The following is a 17,616-nucleotide window of genomic DNA, read 5'->3' as shown; positions in this document are numbered from 1 at the left end:
TGCCGGACACGACGCCAGCCATCACCGAAAGCGCCCGTCCGCCACGCCGGGTTCAAGCCAGCGCCGACAGCGCCTGCTCCAGGTCCGCGATCAGCAGCGGCGCCGGTTCCAGCCCCACGTTCAGCCGCACCAGCCGGTCGCCGTATGGCCGCACCGTGCGCCGCAGCTTGAAGTACGGCGCGACCAGGCTGGTCACGCCGCCCCAGCTGTAGCCGATCTTGAACAGCCGCAGCCGGTCCACGAAGGCCTCGATCCGCGCGCGGCTCGGCGCCGGCCCCAGCACGATCGAAAACACGCTGGCCGACCCGGTAAAGTCGCGCCGCCAGATCTCGTGCCCGGGGCAGGATGGCAGCGCCGGATGCAGCACCGTCTGCACCTCGGGCCTTGCGGCCAGCCACTGGGCGACCTCGAGCGTGCTGCGTTCCAGCTGGTCCAGCCGCACCGCCAGCGTCTGCAGGCCGCGCAGCGCCAGGCTGCAATCGTCCGGCGACGCCGCCATGCCCAGGAAATTGCGCGCCTCGCCCAGCGCCCGGTAATGCGCCTCGTCGCGGCAGGTCACCGACCCCAGCAGCAAGTCGCTATGGCCGCCGATGTACTTGGTCAGCGCCTGCATCGTCACGTCCACGCCGTGCGCGAAGGCGTCGAACAGCACGCCCGCCGCATACGTGTTGTCCAGCGCCACCACGGCGCCCGCCCGGTGCGCCGCCGCCGCAATCGCCGGCACGTCCTGGATTTCCATCGTGGCCGAGCCGGGGCTTTCGCACCAGACCAGCCTGGTATTGGGCCGGATCAGCGCCGCGATGCCCGCGCCGATCATCGGGTCGTAGGTTTCCACCTCGACACCCAGGCGTTGCATCAGGCCGCCGGCCAGCCCCTGGTTGGGGCCGTAGGCCGTCTCGGGCAGCAAGGCGTGGTCGCCCGCGCCGCAAAACGCCAGGTAGATCAAGGCGATGGCCGCCTGCCCGCCCGGCGTGATGAAGCAGTGCCGGCCCTGTTCGATGCGGGCGATGCGCGCCCCCAGTTCCAGCACCGTGGGCGTGCCGTGCAAGCCATAGGTATAGGGGGATCTCTCGGCATCCCAATCGTCGCGCAGATCGGCGGCGCGCTCGAACAGCGTGGTCGAACCGCGGCTGGTCGGGGTGACCAGCGACCGGAATCCTGCCGGCGCCAAGGGCGCGGGGTCCACCACGGCACTGCGCCAATCGAAGGGTTGCGAGGGATGCGGTGTCACGGGCGGCTCCTGGTGGCGGGTTGTGGTCTGGGCCAACGGGTGGTGGTCTGGCCCAAAGATAAGCCGCCCGCGACGATAAAGATTGCACCAGCTTGCGGTGGCCGGGCCGCCATCAAAGCTCGGTCGGATGCTTCAACGTGGCCGGCGCGCCATCATCGGGCGGCGGCACTTCGTCAACCCAGGCCTTGAGCAGCGTCGATGTCACGGCCAGGATCACCGGCCCGATGAACAGGCCCACGATGCCGAACGCAAACAGGCCGCCCAGCACCCCGGCCAGGATCAGCAGCATCGACAGGTTCACGCCGCGCTTGATCAACATGGGGCGCAACAGGTTGTCCAGCATCGTCACCAGCACGGCCCACACCAGCAGCAGCACCGCCGCCAGCTTCATGTCGTTCTGGAACAGCCAGACCACCCCGCCCAGCAGCGGCAGGAACGGCCCCAACTGCGCCAGGCACAGCATCAGCATCAGCGCCGTGATGATGCCGGCGGCCGGCACCCCGGCGATCCACAGGCCCAGCCCGCCCAGCGCCGACTGCACCACGGCGGTCACGACGATACCCAGCGCCACCGCGCGGATCGACAGGCCGGCCAGCCGGATGGCCGCCACGCCCCGGTGGCCCGCCAGCCGGTTGGCAAAGCGCTGCATGAAGTCGGCCGCCACGTCACCCTGGAAATACAGGATGCCGGCAATGACGATCGTGATCAGCATGTGCATGACGAACACGCCGACAATCGCCGCATTGCTCAGCAGCCACTTGGCGGCCATGGTCACGTAGGGTTCCAGCCGCGCCAGCAGGCCGCCCGCGCCCGCATCGGCCAGCGCCTGCCATTCCTGGGCGATGCGCGGCCCGCCCAGCGGCACGCTTTGCACCCAGCCCGGCGGCGCCATCAAGGCGTAGTCGGGCAGGCTCTTGATGGCCGTCATGATGGCGCCGCCATGCAGCGCCAGGGTGGAAATCGCCTGGTACAGCGGCAGCACGATCACCACCAGCAGCACCAGCAGCATCACCAGCGTCGCCAGCCAGCGGCGGCCGCCGCAGCGGCGCTGGATCGCCCGCATCACCGGCCACGTCGCCACCACGATGGTGGTGGCCCAGATCAGCCCGAACAGAAAGGGTTTCAGCACATACAGGCTGCCGATCATCAGGGCCAGCAGGATGACGATGACCAGCAGGTTACGGGGCAGATCAGAGGTCGGGCGCGGGATCGGGTTCAAGCGGTGCTCCAGGCGAACAGGCCCAAGGTGCCCTGGGCGTTTACGAATTTATCCGAAATTGCCGTGGACGAGTCACCCGGGCGGGAGGAAAATGGCCCAGACAAGCCCGCCCAGGCGCCGCCCTGCTGCTTTCGCCCCGCCCGGGCACACCACTTGCTGTGGGCTTGCCCCATGAGCTGTTCCCCCTCCCAACAAGACATGCTGTGGATCGCTTGTCGCGGGACGCCCCTGGCCTGCCACCAGGATGCGCCGCGATAGCCCCTCGCACCCGGCAAAGCCGGGTGCCCGAGGCCTCGACAGGCTGTGTTGATTTGCTTGCCATCGTTTCTGCCCATCCGCCAGGCGGCCCGACCACGGCCTGCCTGACCGGACAGGCACCATCGCGCCTGCATCCGGCGCGCATGTGGCACGCCGGAGTGGATGCAGGCGATACCGGCCAGTCCGGTCCGCTTTTCCGGCAAGCTTCTTTGTGGAGGTTTGTGATGAAACTCGTGACCACTGCCGGCCTCGTGCTGGCCATCCTGCTAGCCGGCTGCACCATGACACCGGGCGGCAGCAGCAGCGCCAGCGGCCAGAAGTCCAGCATGCGTTCGGACCCGGCCAACTATCACGCCGACAATTTCGGTGAACCCGACAATACGCCGTTCCAGGGGGTGTATCCCGGCCGCTAGGGCGCGATGGCCGGGCGCCGCGACAATGCTTGGGCCTGACCCTGCCTGGCCCTGACCCGATGACCGGGCCAGCAGCCAGGCCGCGGCGCATTACCGACAGGGGCCGGCAGCCACTTTCGCCGGCCTGCCCCGACCTTCAGGCTGGGCCCGCCTGCTTTTCCCCTGCGGAATCGGACTTGGCCTGCGCGGCCATCAGGTGCCGAGTCAATTCCAGTAGCTGGGCATCCCGCGCCTTCAGTTGCGCCAATAATTCGACCCCTTGCGCGTCGGCCGCGGCCACGCGCTCGACCAGATCCTGTTCGCGGCGTCGCGAGGCCTGCAGGGCTTCCTGGGCCGCCGCCGCGTCGGCCTGCCGCCGGCCCAACTCGGCCAGGGCATCCGCCCGGCGGGCCTGGGCGTCGGCCTGCGCCGCGCGCAGTTGTTCGGCTGCGCTGTGCTCGGCCGCGCGCAGGCGTTCAGTGGCCTGCGCCAGGGCCTGGCGCGCCTGTTCTGCCTGTTGCTGACGGGCTGCCTGGGCCTCGTCGACCCGCCCCTGCAAACGCTTGACCGCCCCGCGCTCGGCATCCAGTTCGGTCATCCAGCGCCGTTCGTGCGCGGCATGGCGCTCATGCGCCGCCGCCAGGGCCTCGGCCTGCTCGGCGCGGGCGCGCTCGGCGTCGGCCGCCTGGGCTTGCAGCACGGCGCGCGCGTCCGCCAGTTGCCGCTGCCCGGCGGCCAGCGCCTGGTCTCGTTCGCGCAAGTGCGCCTCGGCCGTACGCAGGCGCTCTTCCGTGGCAGCCAATTGGCGGGTGGCGACTTTCAGGCCTTCTTCCAGGTCGCGTTCGCGCGCTTGCAGCTGCGTTTCGCGCAGCGCCAGCTGTTCGGCCCGGCCGGCCAGGCGTGCGCCCTCTTCTTTCAGTTCTTCCCAGCGCTGGCGGGTGGCGTCGGCCTGCTCGGCCCGGGCGGCCGACAGCGCGGCTTCCCAGAAATGGGTCGCGGCCTGGGCAATGGGGTCGGGAATGGCGGCGGGTGCGGCGAACGCGCCCGGGTCCTGGATGCGTGCCCCCAGGCCGCCAAACCAGCTTTCCAGGTGCGGACTGACGGTATTGGGCGAGCCACGGCCGATTTTCTGGCGCACCCGCTCGATGGTGGGCCGTGCGCCTTCGAGCAGCAAGGCATCTGCGGCTGCCCAAACGTCCGATTGCGTGATTCCGGTGGCCATGGCGCGATTCCTGGAGAGAGGTTCATTGAATTACTCACGATAAGTGAACATTATCGTGAGTAATTTCTAATTTATATATTATATATTACGTCATACGTATTAAATCATACAAATAAGGCAAGTGGAGGACGAATCGCGTCGCGCAGGACGGATTGGGAAGGAAATGGGGGTGCCAAATTCGCTTGGCAGTGGGACGATGGCGAATCGGCCTGCAGAATGGGCCTGAGTCCAACCTCAAGGTGCAAACTGATGTTCAGCCATATCACCGTCGGCGTGAGCGACTTGAATCGCGCGTCGGACTTCTACGACGCGATTCTGCTGCCGCTAGGCCTGCAACAGCGCCAGGTCACGCCGGACGGCGGGCCGGCCGCCCGCTGCTGGATCGTTCCGGGTCAGCCATTGCCGCGCTTCTATGCCTATGCCCCATTCAACCGGCAAGCGCCTAGCGCCGGCAACGGCAGCATGGTGGCGTTTCTGGCACCCGACGCGCACGCCGTGCGCCGCGCCCACGCCGCAGGCCTGGCCGCGGGCGGCACGGATGAAGGCGCGCCCGGGTCCCGGCCGCATTACGGCGATGGATACTACGGCGCTTACCTGCGCGATCCCGACGGCAACAAGATCCATCTCGTCTATCGGGGCGATCTCGCGGCGCCCGGCGCCGTCAGCTCAGCAGTTCCGCCGTCAGCCGGGCAATGATCGCGTTCGACAGAATCACCGGCAGTCCCGAGGCCTCGGCCGCCACCTGCCGGTGGCGCTCGACAAACCCCATGCAGTCCAGCACCAGCACTTCGGCGCCCTGGCGCCGCAGATCTTGTGCGGCCTGCGCCAGCGTGGCGGTCTCATCCGAATAAGGCGAGGCCGCGGCGCACAGCGGCGCATGCGCCAGTGCACGCCACTTGTGCGCCTCGGACGCCATCTGCGACGCCAAGGGCACGATCACCCCCACCTGCCGCCCGCCGACCAGCGCCGCCACGGTGGGCGACACGATGCGGTCCGGCTCGATCAGCCACGCGCCGCCCGCCTCAAGATCATCGAAGGCGCCCGTGCACAGCACCAGCACGTAACGGCAACCCTGGACCGCCAGCGCTGCCGCTTTCTGCTTCAGCAATTCAAGCATCCGGGCCTTGTCCACCACCACCGACGACCCGTCCAGCAAGCGCGTGATCAGCGTGGGCTGGTCGCCCTGGGGGGCATAGCGCTGGCCGATCTCGTCTCGCGACAGGCCGTCGAGCAATCCGGCATGCACGCACGAGACACCGGGCGGCAAGTGCTGAAGAAGAATCGGCGTGATGTCAGGCCGCGGCGCCTGCCCGATGGTGATGGTGCCCAGTTGGGCGGGGGTGGACATGGCGATGCTCCTTGCGTGTCAGCGCGGTATCAGGGCTTTTGGACCTGGACGCCCTGCAAATGCGCCAGCGAGCCGTACAGTTCTTGCAGCAAGGCGAATTCTTCGCGGTCGAAGAACTGGCACTTGCCCTGGGTGAATTCCTTGGCGACTTCCACGGCGAACTTGGCGGCCGCAGCAATGTCGACCTCGTGGCTGGCGCCGGTGCCGCAGCCAGGCACCACCGTCTCTGCGGTGATGGCCACGCCCACCACCGGCGCCGAAGTGGCCACCGACGGTTGCAGGATGCTGTTCACGTGGTAGACGCCGTTGTCGTAGGGCGTGATGTCCTGGATCGAGATCGGAAAGGTCGCGGCCGGGCGGCCCGTGGTCGTTTCCATGATGCGCAGCAGGTCTTCCGACATCCGCAGAATGTAGCCCTGCTTCACCGTGGGCGACAGCGCAAAGCCTTTGTGGTTGATGATGCGGTTGCCCTTGGTGGTGTCGATCGACAGCACGGCGTCCATCTCGTCGCTCAGTTCGTGGTCGTTCATGGCCTTCATGTCCACGGGCGAATCCATGAAGTCCACCGGCTGGTGCGGGCGGGTGGGCGCGTCGGGGCAGATGTGCGTGCCCACGATCACGTCGCCGGCCAGCACGTCGCCCTGCGACTGCATGTGCGCCAGTTTCAGCGCGGCGGCCACGGCCGCCACGGCGCCATCGCCGTCGGACACCAGACCCAGGCGGCTGGGCCGCGCGCCGATGCCGCCCAGGCGGCCGACGATGCCCAGCGTGGGCGCCGACCCGCCGGCGCGCTTGCCCTGGGCGCCGGGAATCACCACGCGCACGAAATCGGTCGAACCGTTCGCGCCGCGGATCTGGGTGACGGTGACGCTGGCGTTCGGGTACGGGGCCAGCAGCCTGGCCACGGTGTCGCCGGACGCGTACGCGCTGTCCAGCGCTTCAAAGGCCTGCAAGGTTTGGGAAAGACTCACAACGGGTTCCTTTCTGGGTAAGACAACAAGAAGGGAAAATCACTTCTTGCCAAAATGCGAGGTAATGGTGGCGTTGAAGAAGCTGAAGATGGCGTCGCCAGCGATGATGCCCCCGGCAAACACTTCCATATGGTTGCGGTGCTTTTCGCCGCCGACCTTCTCGATCAAGAGGCGCAGCGCGATGCCGGCCGCCACGGCCCAGCCGGCCAGCGGATTGGCGATCAACAGGCCCGTGGCCAGCAGCACGCCCAGCTGGCGCTTGGGGCCGCCGATCAACTGGATGACGGCGCCGGGTATGGCCCAGATCAGCAGCATGTGGGCGATGCCCGGGGTGGCGCCGGCGTTGATGGTGGCGACATACACCTTGGCCACCGGCGGCAGCTGGCCGCCATCGAACAGCGCGCCGTAGCTGAAATACACCACCGGAATGGCAATCAAGAAGGCCAGCATCGCGGCGATCAGCTGCTGCTTGCGCCCTTCCAGTTCCTGCGCCATGTCGGCGCCGTTGCCGCGCAGCATGTAGCCCGCCTTCAGGTCGTAGCCCATGTCGGCAAAGGCCGGGCCGGTCGCTACCGAGAAGCCGCACAGAATCGCCAGCGCATGGGGCGGAAAGCCGATCAACAGGCCCAGCAGCAGCGTGATGAGCGCCACGGCAAACGCCGGAAACCACCCCGAATGCATGGCCGCGATGCCCACGATCAGCTCATGCACCAAGGCAGCAAAGGCGGCATACAGAATGAAGCCCAGCAGCATCGGCAGCGACATGTCGGCATACAGCCCCGCCAACACCGAAATACCGGCGGACAGCAGGATGTAGCCCGCCCCGCCCAGGCGCAGGCTGCTGCCCACGCTGGGGCCGGTCGGGCCGCTGGCCTTGGGGCCGGACTTACTGCGCATCACCATCACCACCTGCACCAGCGCCACGAGACCCGCGCCGATCATCATGCCGTGCGGAATGTATTGCTTGCTGATGTCGACGCCGAACAGGGGTTCGGAATAGCCCCGCAACAGCAAGCCGGCGCCGAACATGGCCAGCGCCCAGATGTTGCCGATGAAGGCCACGCCGAACGCCGACATGGGTATCTTGAACCACGAGCCCACCGTGCCCACGACGATGCCCAGGCCCAGCAGCTTGGCCTGCGTGCCGCCCTGGTCGCCCGCCTTGATGGCTTCGGCCGCCGCCACGCCCGGCGGCCAGGCGCCCGTGGCCGGAAACACCGTGCTGCCGAACAGGCGATACAGCATGTAGGCGTCCAGCAGCATCGCCAGGCCCACGCCCAGGAACATCGGCAGCACCATGTCGGGGCGGCCCAGCAGATAGGGAATGGCCAGCGGCAGCAGCAGGCTGTTGGCCGCGCCGAACGTGGCCGACGAAATCGCGGTCTGCGCCAGGTTCTGCGCATGCACCGAGCGGTACGAGCGCAGCAGCTGCACGGGGATGCGCGACAGGATCATCGCCACCAGTGCGCCGATGATGGAGGTATTGGGCGTGACGCCCAGCGTGACGATCAGCTGGATGCCGATCACGGCGCCGAACACGCTCAGCGCGGCCAGCAGAATCAGGTTGGACAGCGACAGTGCCCTGGGATGCGACGGCGGGCCCTCGTGTGCCGAAGCGCGATGGGGCTCTACGGCGGATTGGGGGGTGGACTTGATCATCGTGCTCACACTTGAGTGACAGGAACGGGAGAACCCCAGGCCGGATCGCAAACCAGCCGGCCCAGGGTGGAGGCTTCCGCCAGCAGCTCCGCGGCCAGCGCCTTGACGCTGGCCGCATCGGCCTGCGCCGCCGGAAAGGAAAGACACATGGCCAGGCGTTGCATCGATGCCGGATCGCTCACGGCGCAGCTGATGGACGCCACGCCGGGGATGGCCTCGTTGATGGCCACCGCATAACCGGCTTGCCGCACGCCCTGCAGCAGCGCTTGCACGTCCTGCACCGTACGTGGCGCGTGGTCGGAGATGAACGGCAGCGACTTGCCCAGCCGCTTGGCGACGTCCGCGTCGCTGTCGCGCGCCAGCAGCACGCGGCCGGTTGAGGTGGCCCAGCTGGGCGACCGGTGGCCCGGATGGGTGGTGACGCGCAAGGGATGGGTGCCGTGCTGCACGTGCAGCACCATGATGTCCCTGCCCTCCAGCACCGAGATGTAGCCGGTATGGCCGCTTTGGGCGCTGAGCCGTTTCAGGGCGTCCTGCATCTGCGCCGACAGCGTGGTGGTTTCGCGCACCAGGCGCGACAGTTCAAGAATGATGACGCCCGGCCCATAGGCGCGGGTACTTTCCTCGCGTTCGAGCAGCCCCAGGTCCTTCATCTGCGCCAACAGGCGCGAGGCCGAGCTTTTCGGCATATCGAGATGCTCGACCAGATCGGTCACCGTGACCTTGCGATGCAACGTATTGATCAGGCGCAGGATGATGGCGGCGTTTTCGAGTGAGGCCATGAAGTTCCAAAAAATGAGACTTGGTTCCAATTAATGGATTAATTTTACGCTTGGCGATATCGGCGCAAACGAGGACTAACCCTAGGTGGCAGCCAAAAAATGTAGGAAACTTCCACCTTCTGATGCGCTGCCGTCCCACCCGTCCCTGCCGTTGCCCTGCCCCCGCGATTGCCGAATGCTCCCCGTTTCTCCTGCCCCGCCCGGCCTGCTGCCAGACCCCACCCGGCTTGATCGCGACGCCGACGCTGCCGCGCGCGAGCTGCTGCGCGAAGGCAGTTCACCCAATACGGCGGCCAGCTATCGCGCCGCCATCCGCTACTGGTCGGCGTGGTTCGGCCTGCGCTACGGACAGGCGTTTGCCCTGCCCCTGTCCGAAGCCGCCGTCATCCAGTTCGTGGTGGACCACGCCCAGCGCGCCACGGCCCAGGGGCTGACATGCGAGCTGCCGCCCGCGCTGGACCAGGAGCTGGTGCGCCTGAAGGCCAAGGGGCGGCCGGGCGCGCCCGCCCTGAACACGCTGCTGCAACGCCTGTCCGTGCTGTCCAAGGCCCACGCGCTGGGTGGCCTGCCCAACCCCTGCCATGCGCCGGCCGTGCGCGAACTGGTGGCCAAGACTCGGCGCGCCTATGCCCGCCGCGGCGTCGCGCCGAGCCGCAAGGACGCCCTGACACGCGAACCGTTGCAGGCGCTGCTGGATACCTGCGACGATTCCCTGCGCGGCCTGCGTGACCGGGCGCTGCTGCTGTTCGCCTGGGCCAGCGGCGGGCGACGCCGCTCTGAAGTGGTGAGCGCGACCGTCGAGAACACGCGCCGGGTGGGCGACGATTACCTGTACGTCCTGTCCCATTCCAAGACCAACCAATCCGGCCTCGACCGCGCGCAGGATCGCAAGCCCATTGCCGGCGCCGCGGCCCGGGCGCTGGACGCCTGGCTGGCGGCCAGCGGCATTCGCGAAGGGGCGCTGTTTCGCCGCATTCGCCGCGGCGATGTGATTGGCGAACCCCTGGCCGGCGCCGCGGTGCGCGCCATCGTGCAGGAACGCTGCCGCCTGGCCGGCATCGAGGGCGATTTCTCGGCCCACAGCCTGCGGTCGGGCTACGTCACCGAGGCCGGCCGGCAGAACGTGCCGCTGGGCGAGGCCATGGCCATGACCGGCCACGCCAGCGTGGCCACCGTCATGGGCTATTTCCGCGCCGGCGCGGCGCCGCAATCGCGCGCAGCCCGTTTACTGGATCGCGACGCCGACGTAAAGGACGAATAACGCGGCCAGGCAGCACCTGGCCCCACGATTGGACTTGGCGGCCGCTTGCATACAATGGCGCCTGCCGGCGAAGTCGCCGCGCCCCTCCCGAGGTCCAAGCCTGCTGTGTTCCCCCTGCGAATCAATCTGCGCGGCCTGGTGCTCGCGCTTACGGTGTTCAGCGCCCTCGCCGCCACCGCCAACGCCCTGTATGCCAGCTACCGCCTGCAACGCGAACAGCTCATCGCCAACACACTGGAGTCGAACCGGGTCTACGCCGCCAAACTGGCCGAAAGCGCCGGCTATTTCCTGAAGGCGGCCCAGCGCCAGCTGAGCTACAGCGCCCGCCAGATTGCCGAGCATATGGACACGCCCGACCAATTGGCGGCCGAAGTGCTGCGGGTGCAGGAACAAAGCGACAACTTCAACTCGGTCGGCGTGGTGGGCGCGGACGGCCTGATCCTGGCCACCACGCAGAACTTCCGCAATTTCCTGGGCACCCGCGTGGACAGCCCCGGCAGCCGAGCCGCGCTGGCCGCGCGCCAGCCGCTGATCAGCAAGCCCTACGTGTCCATCGCCGGCAACCTGCTGATCAACCTGTCGCACCCGGTGTTCTCGGCCGACGGCCGCTACCTGGGCTATCTGGCGGGCACCCTGCACTTGCGCAAGGAAAGCGCCCTGGAAGATTTGCTGGGCAAACACCATTACACCGACGGCTCTTATCTCTATGTGGTCGATGGCGACGGCCGGCTGATCTATCACACCGACCCCCACCGGGTCGGCGAACGCGTCACCGGCAACGCCGTGATCGACGCCGTGGTGGCAGGCCATGCCGGCGCGCAGCGCGTCATCAATTCGAAGGGCGTGGACATGCTGGCCGGCTACGCGCCGGTGCCTGCCAGCGGCTGGGGCGTGGTGGCGCAACGGCCGGCCGAGGCCACGCTGGAACCCATCCACGAACTGGTCTGGGCGCTGGTGGGCTATGCCGCGCCGCTGGCGCTGGTGTTCCTGCTGGCGATCTGGTGGTGCGCGCGGCAGATCTCGCTGCCCCTGTCGCAACTGGCCACCAACGTCGAACACCACGACGTGGCCGTGGCCATGCAGCGGGTGAAATCGGTGAAAGCCTGGTATTTCGAGGCCGAACGCCTGAAGCGCGCGGTGATCTGGAGCTTCACCAGCCTGCAGGAAAAGATCGGCAGGCTGAATCTGGCCAGCATCACCGATCCGCTGACCGGTCTGCGCAACCGGCGCGGCACGCAGGATGCGGTCGACCACCTGCAGGCATCGAACACGCCCTTCGCCGTGGTGGCGCTGGACATCGACCACTTCAAACAGGTCAACGACACCTACGGCCACACCATCGGCGACCAGGTGATCCAGGGCGTGGCGCAACGAATGCGGGACTGTTCGCGGCCCAGCGACATCCTGTGCCGCAACGGCGGCGAGGAATTCCTGATCCTGCTGCCCGGCGTGGCGCAGACCGAAGCGGCCATCGTGGCCGAACGGCTGCGTGGCCGCATCGCGGCGCGCGACATCAGCCAGGTGGGCGGCATCACGGTGTCGGCCGGCGTGGCGCAGTGGCCGGCGGCCGGGCCCGACGTGGCCCAGGCATTCCATGCGGCCGACGCCGCGCTGTATGCCGCCAAGCAGCAAGGGCGCAACCGGGTGGTGCTGCACGGCACGCCGTGAGGCATGCCGTGGGCCGCTTCCTGAAGCGTGCCGTCTGCGCTTGTGCGCGAGGCCGGCCGCGGCCCCTAGTGGCCGGTCAAGGCCCTGAAATGGCTGGCGATGGCCGCCGCGATCAGCCCGCCGATGACCGACACGTGTTCCAGCGCGAAGAACAGCGCCAGCTTGGCCTGGGGCGGCGGCAGCCGCCAGAACGCGTGCACGAGCACGATCGTGAGCAGCAGGAACCCGCCCAGCGCCCCCGCGGCCAGCCACAGCGCACGGTCGGCAAGGATCAGCACGGACCCGGCCAGCATCAGCGCCGCCACCGCAATATTGGTGAGGATGGCCGGCTCGAGCCCGGCCGCGCGCATTTCTGCCACCCCGCCCCGAAAATCGATCACCTTGGCCACGCCGGACGCAATGAACACCACCGCCAGGCACAGCCGGGCGATGAACCAGAGTCCGCTGCTTTGAAGAAGGGGATCGATGTATTGCGCGATGAACGGCGGGGTCTGCATGAGTCCTGGTCCTGGGTGGCCGCGGCCCGATGGGCGTCGCGGTGAAGCTGAGTTGCCAAATGCGGCGCGACGGACTATAAGACCTCAAGCTAACTTGAGGTCAACACCCATGGCGGGCGACAAGCCGATCGACACGGCGCGACTCATGACGGTGGGCGAAGTGGCCCGGCGCAGCGGGGTCGCGGTGTCCACCCTGCACTTCTACGAATCCAAAGGCCTGATCCAGAGCACCCGCAGCGGCGGCAACCAGCGGCGCTATCCGGTCATCGTGCTGCGCTATATCGCCATCATCAAGGTGGCGCAGCGCACGGGCATTCCGCTGGAGGAAATCCGCGAGGCCATGGCCCGCTTTCCGCAAGACGGCAACAAGCTCACCCCGGCGCAATGGAACGAGCTCTCGTCGCAATGGCGCGAAAACCTGGACGAACGCATCCGCAAGCTGACCCGGCTGCGCGACGAGCTGGACAGCTGCATCGGCTGCGGCTGCCTGTCGCTGCAGGACTGTCCGCTGCGCAATCCCGACGACGTGCTGGGCCGCGACGGGCCGGGGGCGCGGATATTGGACCGGCCATGAGGCCGCTGTTGGCCGGCGATGCGGCCCGCCAGGGCGCATTCCGGCAATGATCCGCATTGATTTCAATTCCTTGCGCAACGGCTTGTATTCGATTGACATAGTGTTGCGCGACGGCTCGGCATAATCGCAATTGTCCGACCAAGTCGGGCCTGCCGGCCCTGCAATTACAGTATCCTGCGCGCAGAGAAACATCGCATCAGGCCGGCCCACCCGTATATGTTGCGCAGTAGATTTTCGATCAAGTCCCTGGAACGCTATTTCTTGATCCTGGCGGCGGGGGTCGTGTTGCCGATGTCGGTGTTGACCGGGATTCTGCTGCTGCAGAGCCGCGCCGCTGATGTCGCCACGAGCGATGCGCAACGCGCCTTCAGCATCGTGCGCGCCACCGTGAGCGCCATGGAAAAGGTCTCGGCCGAACGCGGCCCGATGAATGCCGCGCTGGGGGCCCCCTATCCCGTGGCACCGCCCCTGCTGGATGCCCTGCAGACCGCCCGCGACCGCAGCGACGCCAGCATCGCCCAACTGCTGGCCTTGTACCGCGCGCCGCTCAGCCCGAACAGCGCCAAGGAATTCACCAATGTCCAGCGCATCCGCTACGCCCTGATCCAGGCGCGCGCGCAGGCCGACGCCCTGATCGCCGCGCCGCGTGACACGGTGTCGGGCTACAGCGTTCTGATGGCGGTCAATGGCATGGTGGCGCTGGTGCCCGAGCTGCAAGCGGCCATGGCCGACAGCGTCGGCGTGGTGATGCGCAACGAAGTTGACGCCCCCAGCCTGCTCGCCCTGGCGCTGCTCGCCAGCGAGCTGCGCGAACAGGCGGGCCTGTTCGGGTCGACCTTCACGCCCGCGCTGACCAAGCACCGCCAGCTGACCGATGCCGACGAATACCGCATGGAACGGGTGCTGGGGCGCATCGACCAACTGCGCGCGCTGCTCGAAGCACGCATCGCCACGCGCCCCGACCTGCGCGCATCGCTGGCCTACATGGACATGCAACGGCTGTACTTCGGCGAAGGCATGCGCTACCTGGAAGAAATCCGCGATGCGGCGGCGTTGCAGCCGGGCGGCGCCGAGATCTCGACCGGCGAACTGGCCCGGACCTACGTGCCGCTAATGGCGTCCATCACGCAGTTTCGCGACCAGATGCTGGACAGCATCGAACGCAGCATGCAGCAGCACCGCGCCGAGGCGATCCGCCTGCTGGTCATCACGCTGGTGGCGGCCACCATGCTGGCCGCCGCGTTGATGCTGTCGCTGGGGCAATTCCGGCGCCGCGTGATCCGGCCGTTCGTGCAGGCCACCCGCATCATCGGCGCCATCGCCAACGGGGCCCCCACGTCGTCCATTCCGGTGGGCCGGTACCGCGGCGAGGTCGACGGCATGTTCAAGGCGCTGCGCGTGCTGGAGGACAATGCGTCGGCGCGCCAGCGGCTGGAACGCGAGCGCGACCGGCTGATCGTCGACCTGGCCGTCATGGCCGAAACCGATTTCCTGACCGGCCTCTTGAACCGGCGCGCCTTCGAGGGCCGCCTGGAGCAGGCGCTGGAAACCTGGAGCGGCTCGGACGCGGTGCTGGCGTTCATCCTGTTCGACATCGACGATTTCAAGGGCATCAACGACACCTATGGCCACGCCAGCGGCGACCAGGCCTTGAAGGTCGTCGCGGACCTGTGCCGCCAGACCTGGCGCCAGTCCGACGTGGTGGCGCGCGTGGGCGGCGAGGAATTCGCGGTGCTCTGTCATACCGGTACGGCGGACCAGGCGGTGCAGGCTGCCGAACGCATGCGCATGCGCATCGCCGCCGCCCGCGTGCCGGCCGAGAACGGCACGACCTTTGCGCTGACCGCCAGTTTCGGCGTGGCGTATGCGTCGTGGGGCAATGCCGGCGCGGCCGATTCGCTGTTCCGCCATGCCGACGAGCTACTGTATCGCGCCAAGATGGCGGGCAAGAACCGCGTGGTGCCGGGCGACGTCGCCTAGCGGGTGCCAGGCGCGCGCCCTTGAAATGAAAACCGCCGCCGGCATGGCATGCGGGCGGCGGTCGGTAGGGTCGGTCGAAACGGGGTACAGCGACGCTTGACCGCGATGGGGTTACGCAGGCGCGTGGGCAGCGCGCTTGTCTTCGGACGGCTCGGTGTCGGCCGGGCGGGGGATGATTTCAGGGTCCGGGCGCGTATCAGGCGCCTTCCAGTTCAGCGGCGGAATCTCGATGCGCGATTTCTTGCTGATCAATTGGGACATGTGCGTACTCCTGTTTGCGGTGTCGGCCTGCCCTGCGCAGGCACACAACACGGGTATCCAGCGCGCCCGGGATGCGAAGGAATGCAGAGGGGCATCAGGAACGGGCGCCAGGGCGTGGCCCTGGGGACTGCTCTCGTAGGGGGCAATGCGTGCGGTGTCTTCGGCGGCTTGGAAACAGCGGCCCGAAGGCGATTGTTTGGGATTGCCCTGGATGGCTTGCCACAGTGTTGCCGACCAGGCATTTGGGGGAAGGTCTTGCCCAAAATCGGCCGCCCCACCCGGAAGACTTGCCAGAAGACTGGCAACCACCACTGATAACTACGAGATAAAAGTAGTTTACAACAAATTAAAAGAAAAAGCCAGAAAATGGTCACGAATTGCCCGCATGGCAAGTCCAAGGCATACCCGAGCGAAAAGTTGCACGAGCTGTCGACAAACGGGAAAATCGCCACCTTGGGCCGCCCTGTCCGTGGCTGCAGACTATAGGAGTAAACGACGTGCGCAACCCCGTTCTCGCGGCAATACCGGCCGGCATCATGAAAGGCCGGGGCCGGCAAAGCGCCCAAGGCAAACACGCGATCCTGCATGGGGTCGTTTGCGCGGTCCTCGCCAGCGCGCCTTTCCTGCAGATCGAATCCGCCCAAGCCGCCGACTTCGACTGCAAGGCCGCGAAAACCCATGTCGAACATCTGATCTGCGGCGAACCCTCGCTGTCCCGGCTGGACGATCAGGTCAAGGACCTCTACGACCGGATTCAAGCCGAAACCGCTGGCCGTGACGGTGAAACCGGTGAATGGCGCGATCCTGTCGCGAAAGAGCAGACGCAATGGCGTACCACCGTGCGCGACCGTTGCCCGGACGCCGCCTGCTTGAAATCCGCCTACGTGGACCGCATCGCTGCCATGAAAAAGAACTGGGCAGAAGCGCTGGGCCCCGCAGGCAAGTAATACGCGAAGCCCTCCGGGGGCGAATCTCGCGATTCAGACGCCTCCTGTCGGCGCCGACGTGATGGCGGACTGACCATGGAGATTGGCAGCAGGGATTGACACCAGAGAATGACCGTTCTACTCTGCATCATCCTTTGCAGAACGATCATTCTCCATGGTTCGCCCCGCTCCCTCACGCGCCTCTCGCCCCCCTGCCCTGGCCGCCGCATCGCTGCCCCCGGCAGACACCCGCCAGCGTCTGCTGCAAGCCACCGAATACCTGGTCTATTCGGGCGGCATCCACGCCACCGGCATCGACCTGATCGTCAAGACATCCGGCGTGGCGCGCAAGAGCCTGTACCAGCTGTATCCGAACAAGGATGCGTTGGTGGCGGCGGCGCTACAAGCGCGCGATGCACGCTGGATGCGATGGTTCATCGACGCGACGTCGACCGCGCCCACGCCGCAGGCGCGGCTGCTGTCCATGTTCGACGCCTTGCGCGAGTGGTTTGCCTCCGACGGCTTTCGGGGCTGCGCCTTTTTGAACGCCGCGGGCGAGATCGGCGACGACGCCAGCCCGATCCTGGCGGTGTCGCGCGAACATAAAACGCGCTTGCTGGCCTATGTGCGCGACCTGACGCACGCGGCGGCGCTGCCGAACCCGGACGACACGGCCTTGCAGTGGCTGGTGCTGCTGGACGGCGCCATTGCGGTGGCGCTGGTCTCGCGCGATCCGTCCATTGCCGACAACGCGCGGCGCGCGGCCCAGGCCGTGCTGCAGGCGGCCGGCTTGCACGTCGTTGACGCCAATTCCCCAAGCTGAAGGCCCGCCGCCCGGTTTTCTCTTCCCTGCCCCCCACCCATGAGGTCACCGCGATGACATCCGTTTCCGCCAACCGTCCCCCGCTTCCTCCCTTTACCCGCGACAGCGCGATCCAGAAAGTGCGCCTGGCCGAAGACGGCTGGAACAGCCGCGATCCGGACAAGGTCGCGCAGGCCTACAGCCTGGACACGCAGTGGCGCAACCGCGCCGAATTCGTCAAGAACCGCGAGGAGGCGCGCGCCTTCCTGGCCCGTAAATGGGCCAAGGAACTGGATTACCGCCTGATCAAGGAACTGTGGGCGTTCACCGACAACCGCATTGCGGTGCGCTACGCCTACGAGTGGCACGACGATTCCGGCAACTGGTTCCGGTCGTACGGCAACGAGAACTGGGAATTCGGCGAAGACGGGCTGATGATTCACCGCTACGCATGCATCAATGACCTGCCCATCAAAGAGGCCGACCGCAAGTTCCGTTGGCCGCTGGGCCGCCGGCCGGATGACCATCCTGGCCTGTCGGCGCTGGGCCTGTAAAGCGGGTCGTG

General features: G+C 67.3%; 18 protein-coding genes. 9 read left to right on the top strand and 9 right to left on the bottom strand.

The genetic code is table 11. The annotated features are described in order from the left end of the window. Positions 1 to 52 precede the first annotated feature (52 nt). Together AC3WMR_RS08260 and ydiK are read right to left on the bottom strand one after the other, a co-directional pair. Positions 53 to 1,231, bottom strand: coding sequence for a cystathionine beta-lyase (locus tag AC3WMR_RS08260; RefSeq protein WP_492263540.1), 1,179 nt, complete (start codon positions 1,229 to 1,231; stop codon positions 53 to 55). A 112-nt stretch (positions 1,232 to 1,343) separates the two neighbouring features. Next, positions 1,344 to 2,450 (bottom strand): AI-2E family transporter YdiK, encoded by a 1,107-nt coding sequence (gene ydiK / locus AC3WMR_RS08255; RefSeq protein ID WP_492263539.1) that lies wholly within the window; start codon positions 2,448 to 2,450, stop codon positions 1,344 to 1,346. Between the two features lie 482 nt (positions 2,451 to 2,932). Between ydiK and AC3WMR_RS08250 the strand changes: the two genes are divergently transcribed. Next, on the top strand, positions 2,933 to 3,121 hold the full coding sequence (locus tag AC3WMR_RS08250) for a hypothetical protein (protein WP_492263538.1): 189 nt from the start codon (positions 2,933 to 2,935) through the stop codon (positions 3,119 to 3,121). 136 nt (positions 3,122 to 3,257) lie between these two features. Here the strand turns inward: AC3WMR_RS08250 and AC3WMR_RS08245 are convergent, their stop codons facing one another. Then, complete coding sequence (locus AC3WMR_RS08245) at positions 3,258 to 4,322, bottom strand: DNA-binding protein (RefSeq protein WP_492263537.1); 1,065 nt, start codon at positions 4,320 to 4,322, stop codon at positions 3,258 to 3,260. Positions 4,323 to 4,571: 249 nt separating this feature from the next. On the opposite strand from AC3WMR_RS08245, the gene AC3WMR_RS08240 reads away from it, so the two are divergent. Next, positions 4,572 to 5,018, top strand: coding sequence for a VOC family protein (locus AC3WMR_RS08240; protein WP_492263536.1), 447 nt, complete (start codon positions 4,572 to 4,574; stop codon positions 5,016 to 5,018). Here AC3WMR_RS08240 and AC3WMR_RS08235 read toward each other — a convergent pair. The 4 genes from AC3WMR_RS08235 to AC3WMR_RS08220 are packed head-to-tail and all read right to left on the bottom strand — an operon-like array spanning position 4,984 to position 9,082. After that, the gene (locus AC3WMR_RS08235) at positions 4,984 to 5,670 is read right to left on the bottom strand and encodes an AroM family protein (protein WP_492263535.1); all 687 of its coding nucleotides are present in this window, start codon (positions 5,668 to 5,670) and stop codon (positions 4,984 to 4,986) included. The genes AC3WMR_RS08240 and AC3WMR_RS08235 overlap by 35 nt on opposite strands. A gap of 29 nt (positions 5,671 to 5,699) precedes the next feature. Then, positions 5,700 to 6,641: a DUF1177 domain-containing protein gene (locus tag AC3WMR_RS08230; protein WP_492263534.1), complete on the bottom strand. Its 942-nt coding sequence runs from the start codon at positions 6,639 to 6,641 to the stop codon at positions 5,700 to 5,702. A 39-nt stretch (positions 6,642 to 6,680) separates the two neighbouring features. Next, complete coding sequence (locus AC3WMR_RS08225) at positions 6,681 to 8,300, bottom strand: OPT/YSL family transporter (RefSeq protein ID WP_492263533.1); 1,620 nt, start codon at positions 8,298 to 8,300, stop codon at positions 6,681 to 6,683. Positions 8,301 to 8,305: 5 nt separating this feature from the next. Then, entirely contained in the window at positions 8,306 to 9,082 is a 777-nt protein-coding gene (locus AC3WMR_RS08220) for an IclR family transcriptional regulator (RefSeq protein ID WP_492263532.1), read from the bottom strand. A gap of 175 nt (positions 9,083 to 9,257) precedes the next feature. Between AC3WMR_RS08220 and AC3WMR_RS08215 the strand changes: the two genes are divergently transcribed. Beyond that, positions 9,258 to 10,343 carry a site-specific integrase gene (locus AC3WMR_RS08215; RefSeq protein ID WP_492263531.1) on the top strand — a complete coding sequence of 362 codons (1,086 nt, stop codon included), beginning with the start codon at positions 9,258 to 9,260 and terminating at the stop codon, positions 10,341 to 10,343. 114 nt (positions 10,344 to 10,457) lie between these two features. After that, on the top strand, positions 10,458 to 12,011 hold the full coding sequence (locus tag AC3WMR_RS08210; RefSeq protein ID WP_492263649.1) for a GGDEF domain-containing protein: 1,554 nt from the start codon (positions 10,458 to 10,460) through the stop codon (positions 12,009 to 12,011). A gap of 65 nt (positions 12,012 to 12,076) precedes the next feature. Here AC3WMR_RS08210 and AC3WMR_RS08205 read toward each other — a convergent pair whose 3' ends face one another. After that, a complete protein-coding gene (locus AC3WMR_RS08205) occupies positions 12,077 to 12,508 on the bottom strand; it encodes a DoxX family protein (protein WP_492263530.1) in 432 nt (143 codons plus the stop codon). Between the two features lie 109 nt (positions 12,509 to 12,617). On the opposite strand from AC3WMR_RS08205, the gene soxR reads away from it, so the two are divergent. Continuing rightward, positions 12,618 to 13,082, top strand: coding sequence for a redox-sensitive transcriptional activator SoxR (gene soxR, locus AC3WMR_RS08200; protein WP_025140722.1), 465 nt, complete (start codon positions 12,618 to 12,620; stop codon positions 13,080 to 13,082). Between the two features lie 216 nt (positions 13,083 to 13,298). Further along, positions 13,299 to 15,062 carry a GGDEF domain-containing protein gene (locus AC3WMR_RS08195; protein ID WP_492263529.1) on the top strand — a complete coding sequence of 588 codons (1,764 nt, stop codon included), beginning with the start codon at positions 13,299 to 13,301 and terminating at the stop codon, positions 15,060 to 15,062. A gap of 111 nt (positions 15,063 to 15,173) precedes the next feature. On the opposite strand, the gene AC3WMR_RS08190 is transcribed toward AC3WMR_RS08195, so the two are convergent. Continuing rightward, on the bottom strand, positions 15,174 to 15,323 hold the full coding sequence (locus tag AC3WMR_RS08190) for a hypothetical protein (RefSeq protein WP_175193042.1): 150 nt from the start codon (positions 15,321 to 15,323) through the stop codon (positions 15,174 to 15,176). Between the two features lie 497 nt (positions 15,324 to 15,820). On the opposite strand from AC3WMR_RS08190, the gene AC3WMR_RS08185 reads away from it, so the two are divergent. The 3 genes from AC3WMR_RS08185 to AC3WMR_RS08175 all read left to right on the top strand — a co-directional run bounded on the left by AC3WMR_RS08185 (position 15,821) and on the right by AC3WMR_RS08175 (position 17,605). Continuing rightward, the gene (locus tag AC3WMR_RS08185) at positions 15,821 to 16,270 is read left to right on the top strand and encodes a lysozyme inhibitor LprI family protein (RefSeq protein WP_492263528.1); all 450 of its coding nucleotides are present in this window, start codon (positions 15,821 to 15,823) and stop codon (positions 16,268 to 16,270) included. Between the two features lie 154 nt (positions 16,271 to 16,424). Further along, complete coding sequence (locus AC3WMR_RS08180; protein ID WP_492263527.1) at positions 16,425 to 17,072, top strand: TetR/AcrR family transcriptional regulator; 648 nt, start codon at positions 16,425 to 16,427, stop codon at positions 17,070 to 17,072. 53 nt (positions 17,073 to 17,125) lie between these two features. After that, the gene (locus AC3WMR_RS08175; protein WP_492263526.1) at positions 17,126 to 17,605 is read left to right on the top strand and encodes a nuclear transport factor 2 family protein; all 480 of its coding nucleotides are present in this window, start codon (positions 17,126 to 17,128) and stop codon (positions 17,603 to 17,605) included. Positions 17,606 to 17,616: the final 11 nt, after the last annotated feature.

The organism is Achromobacter sp. FW305-C-28 (assembly GCF_058783235.1).
Note: the sequence above shows the minus strand (reverse complement) of the source record. Positions and strands in the feature narration are given on the sequence as shown.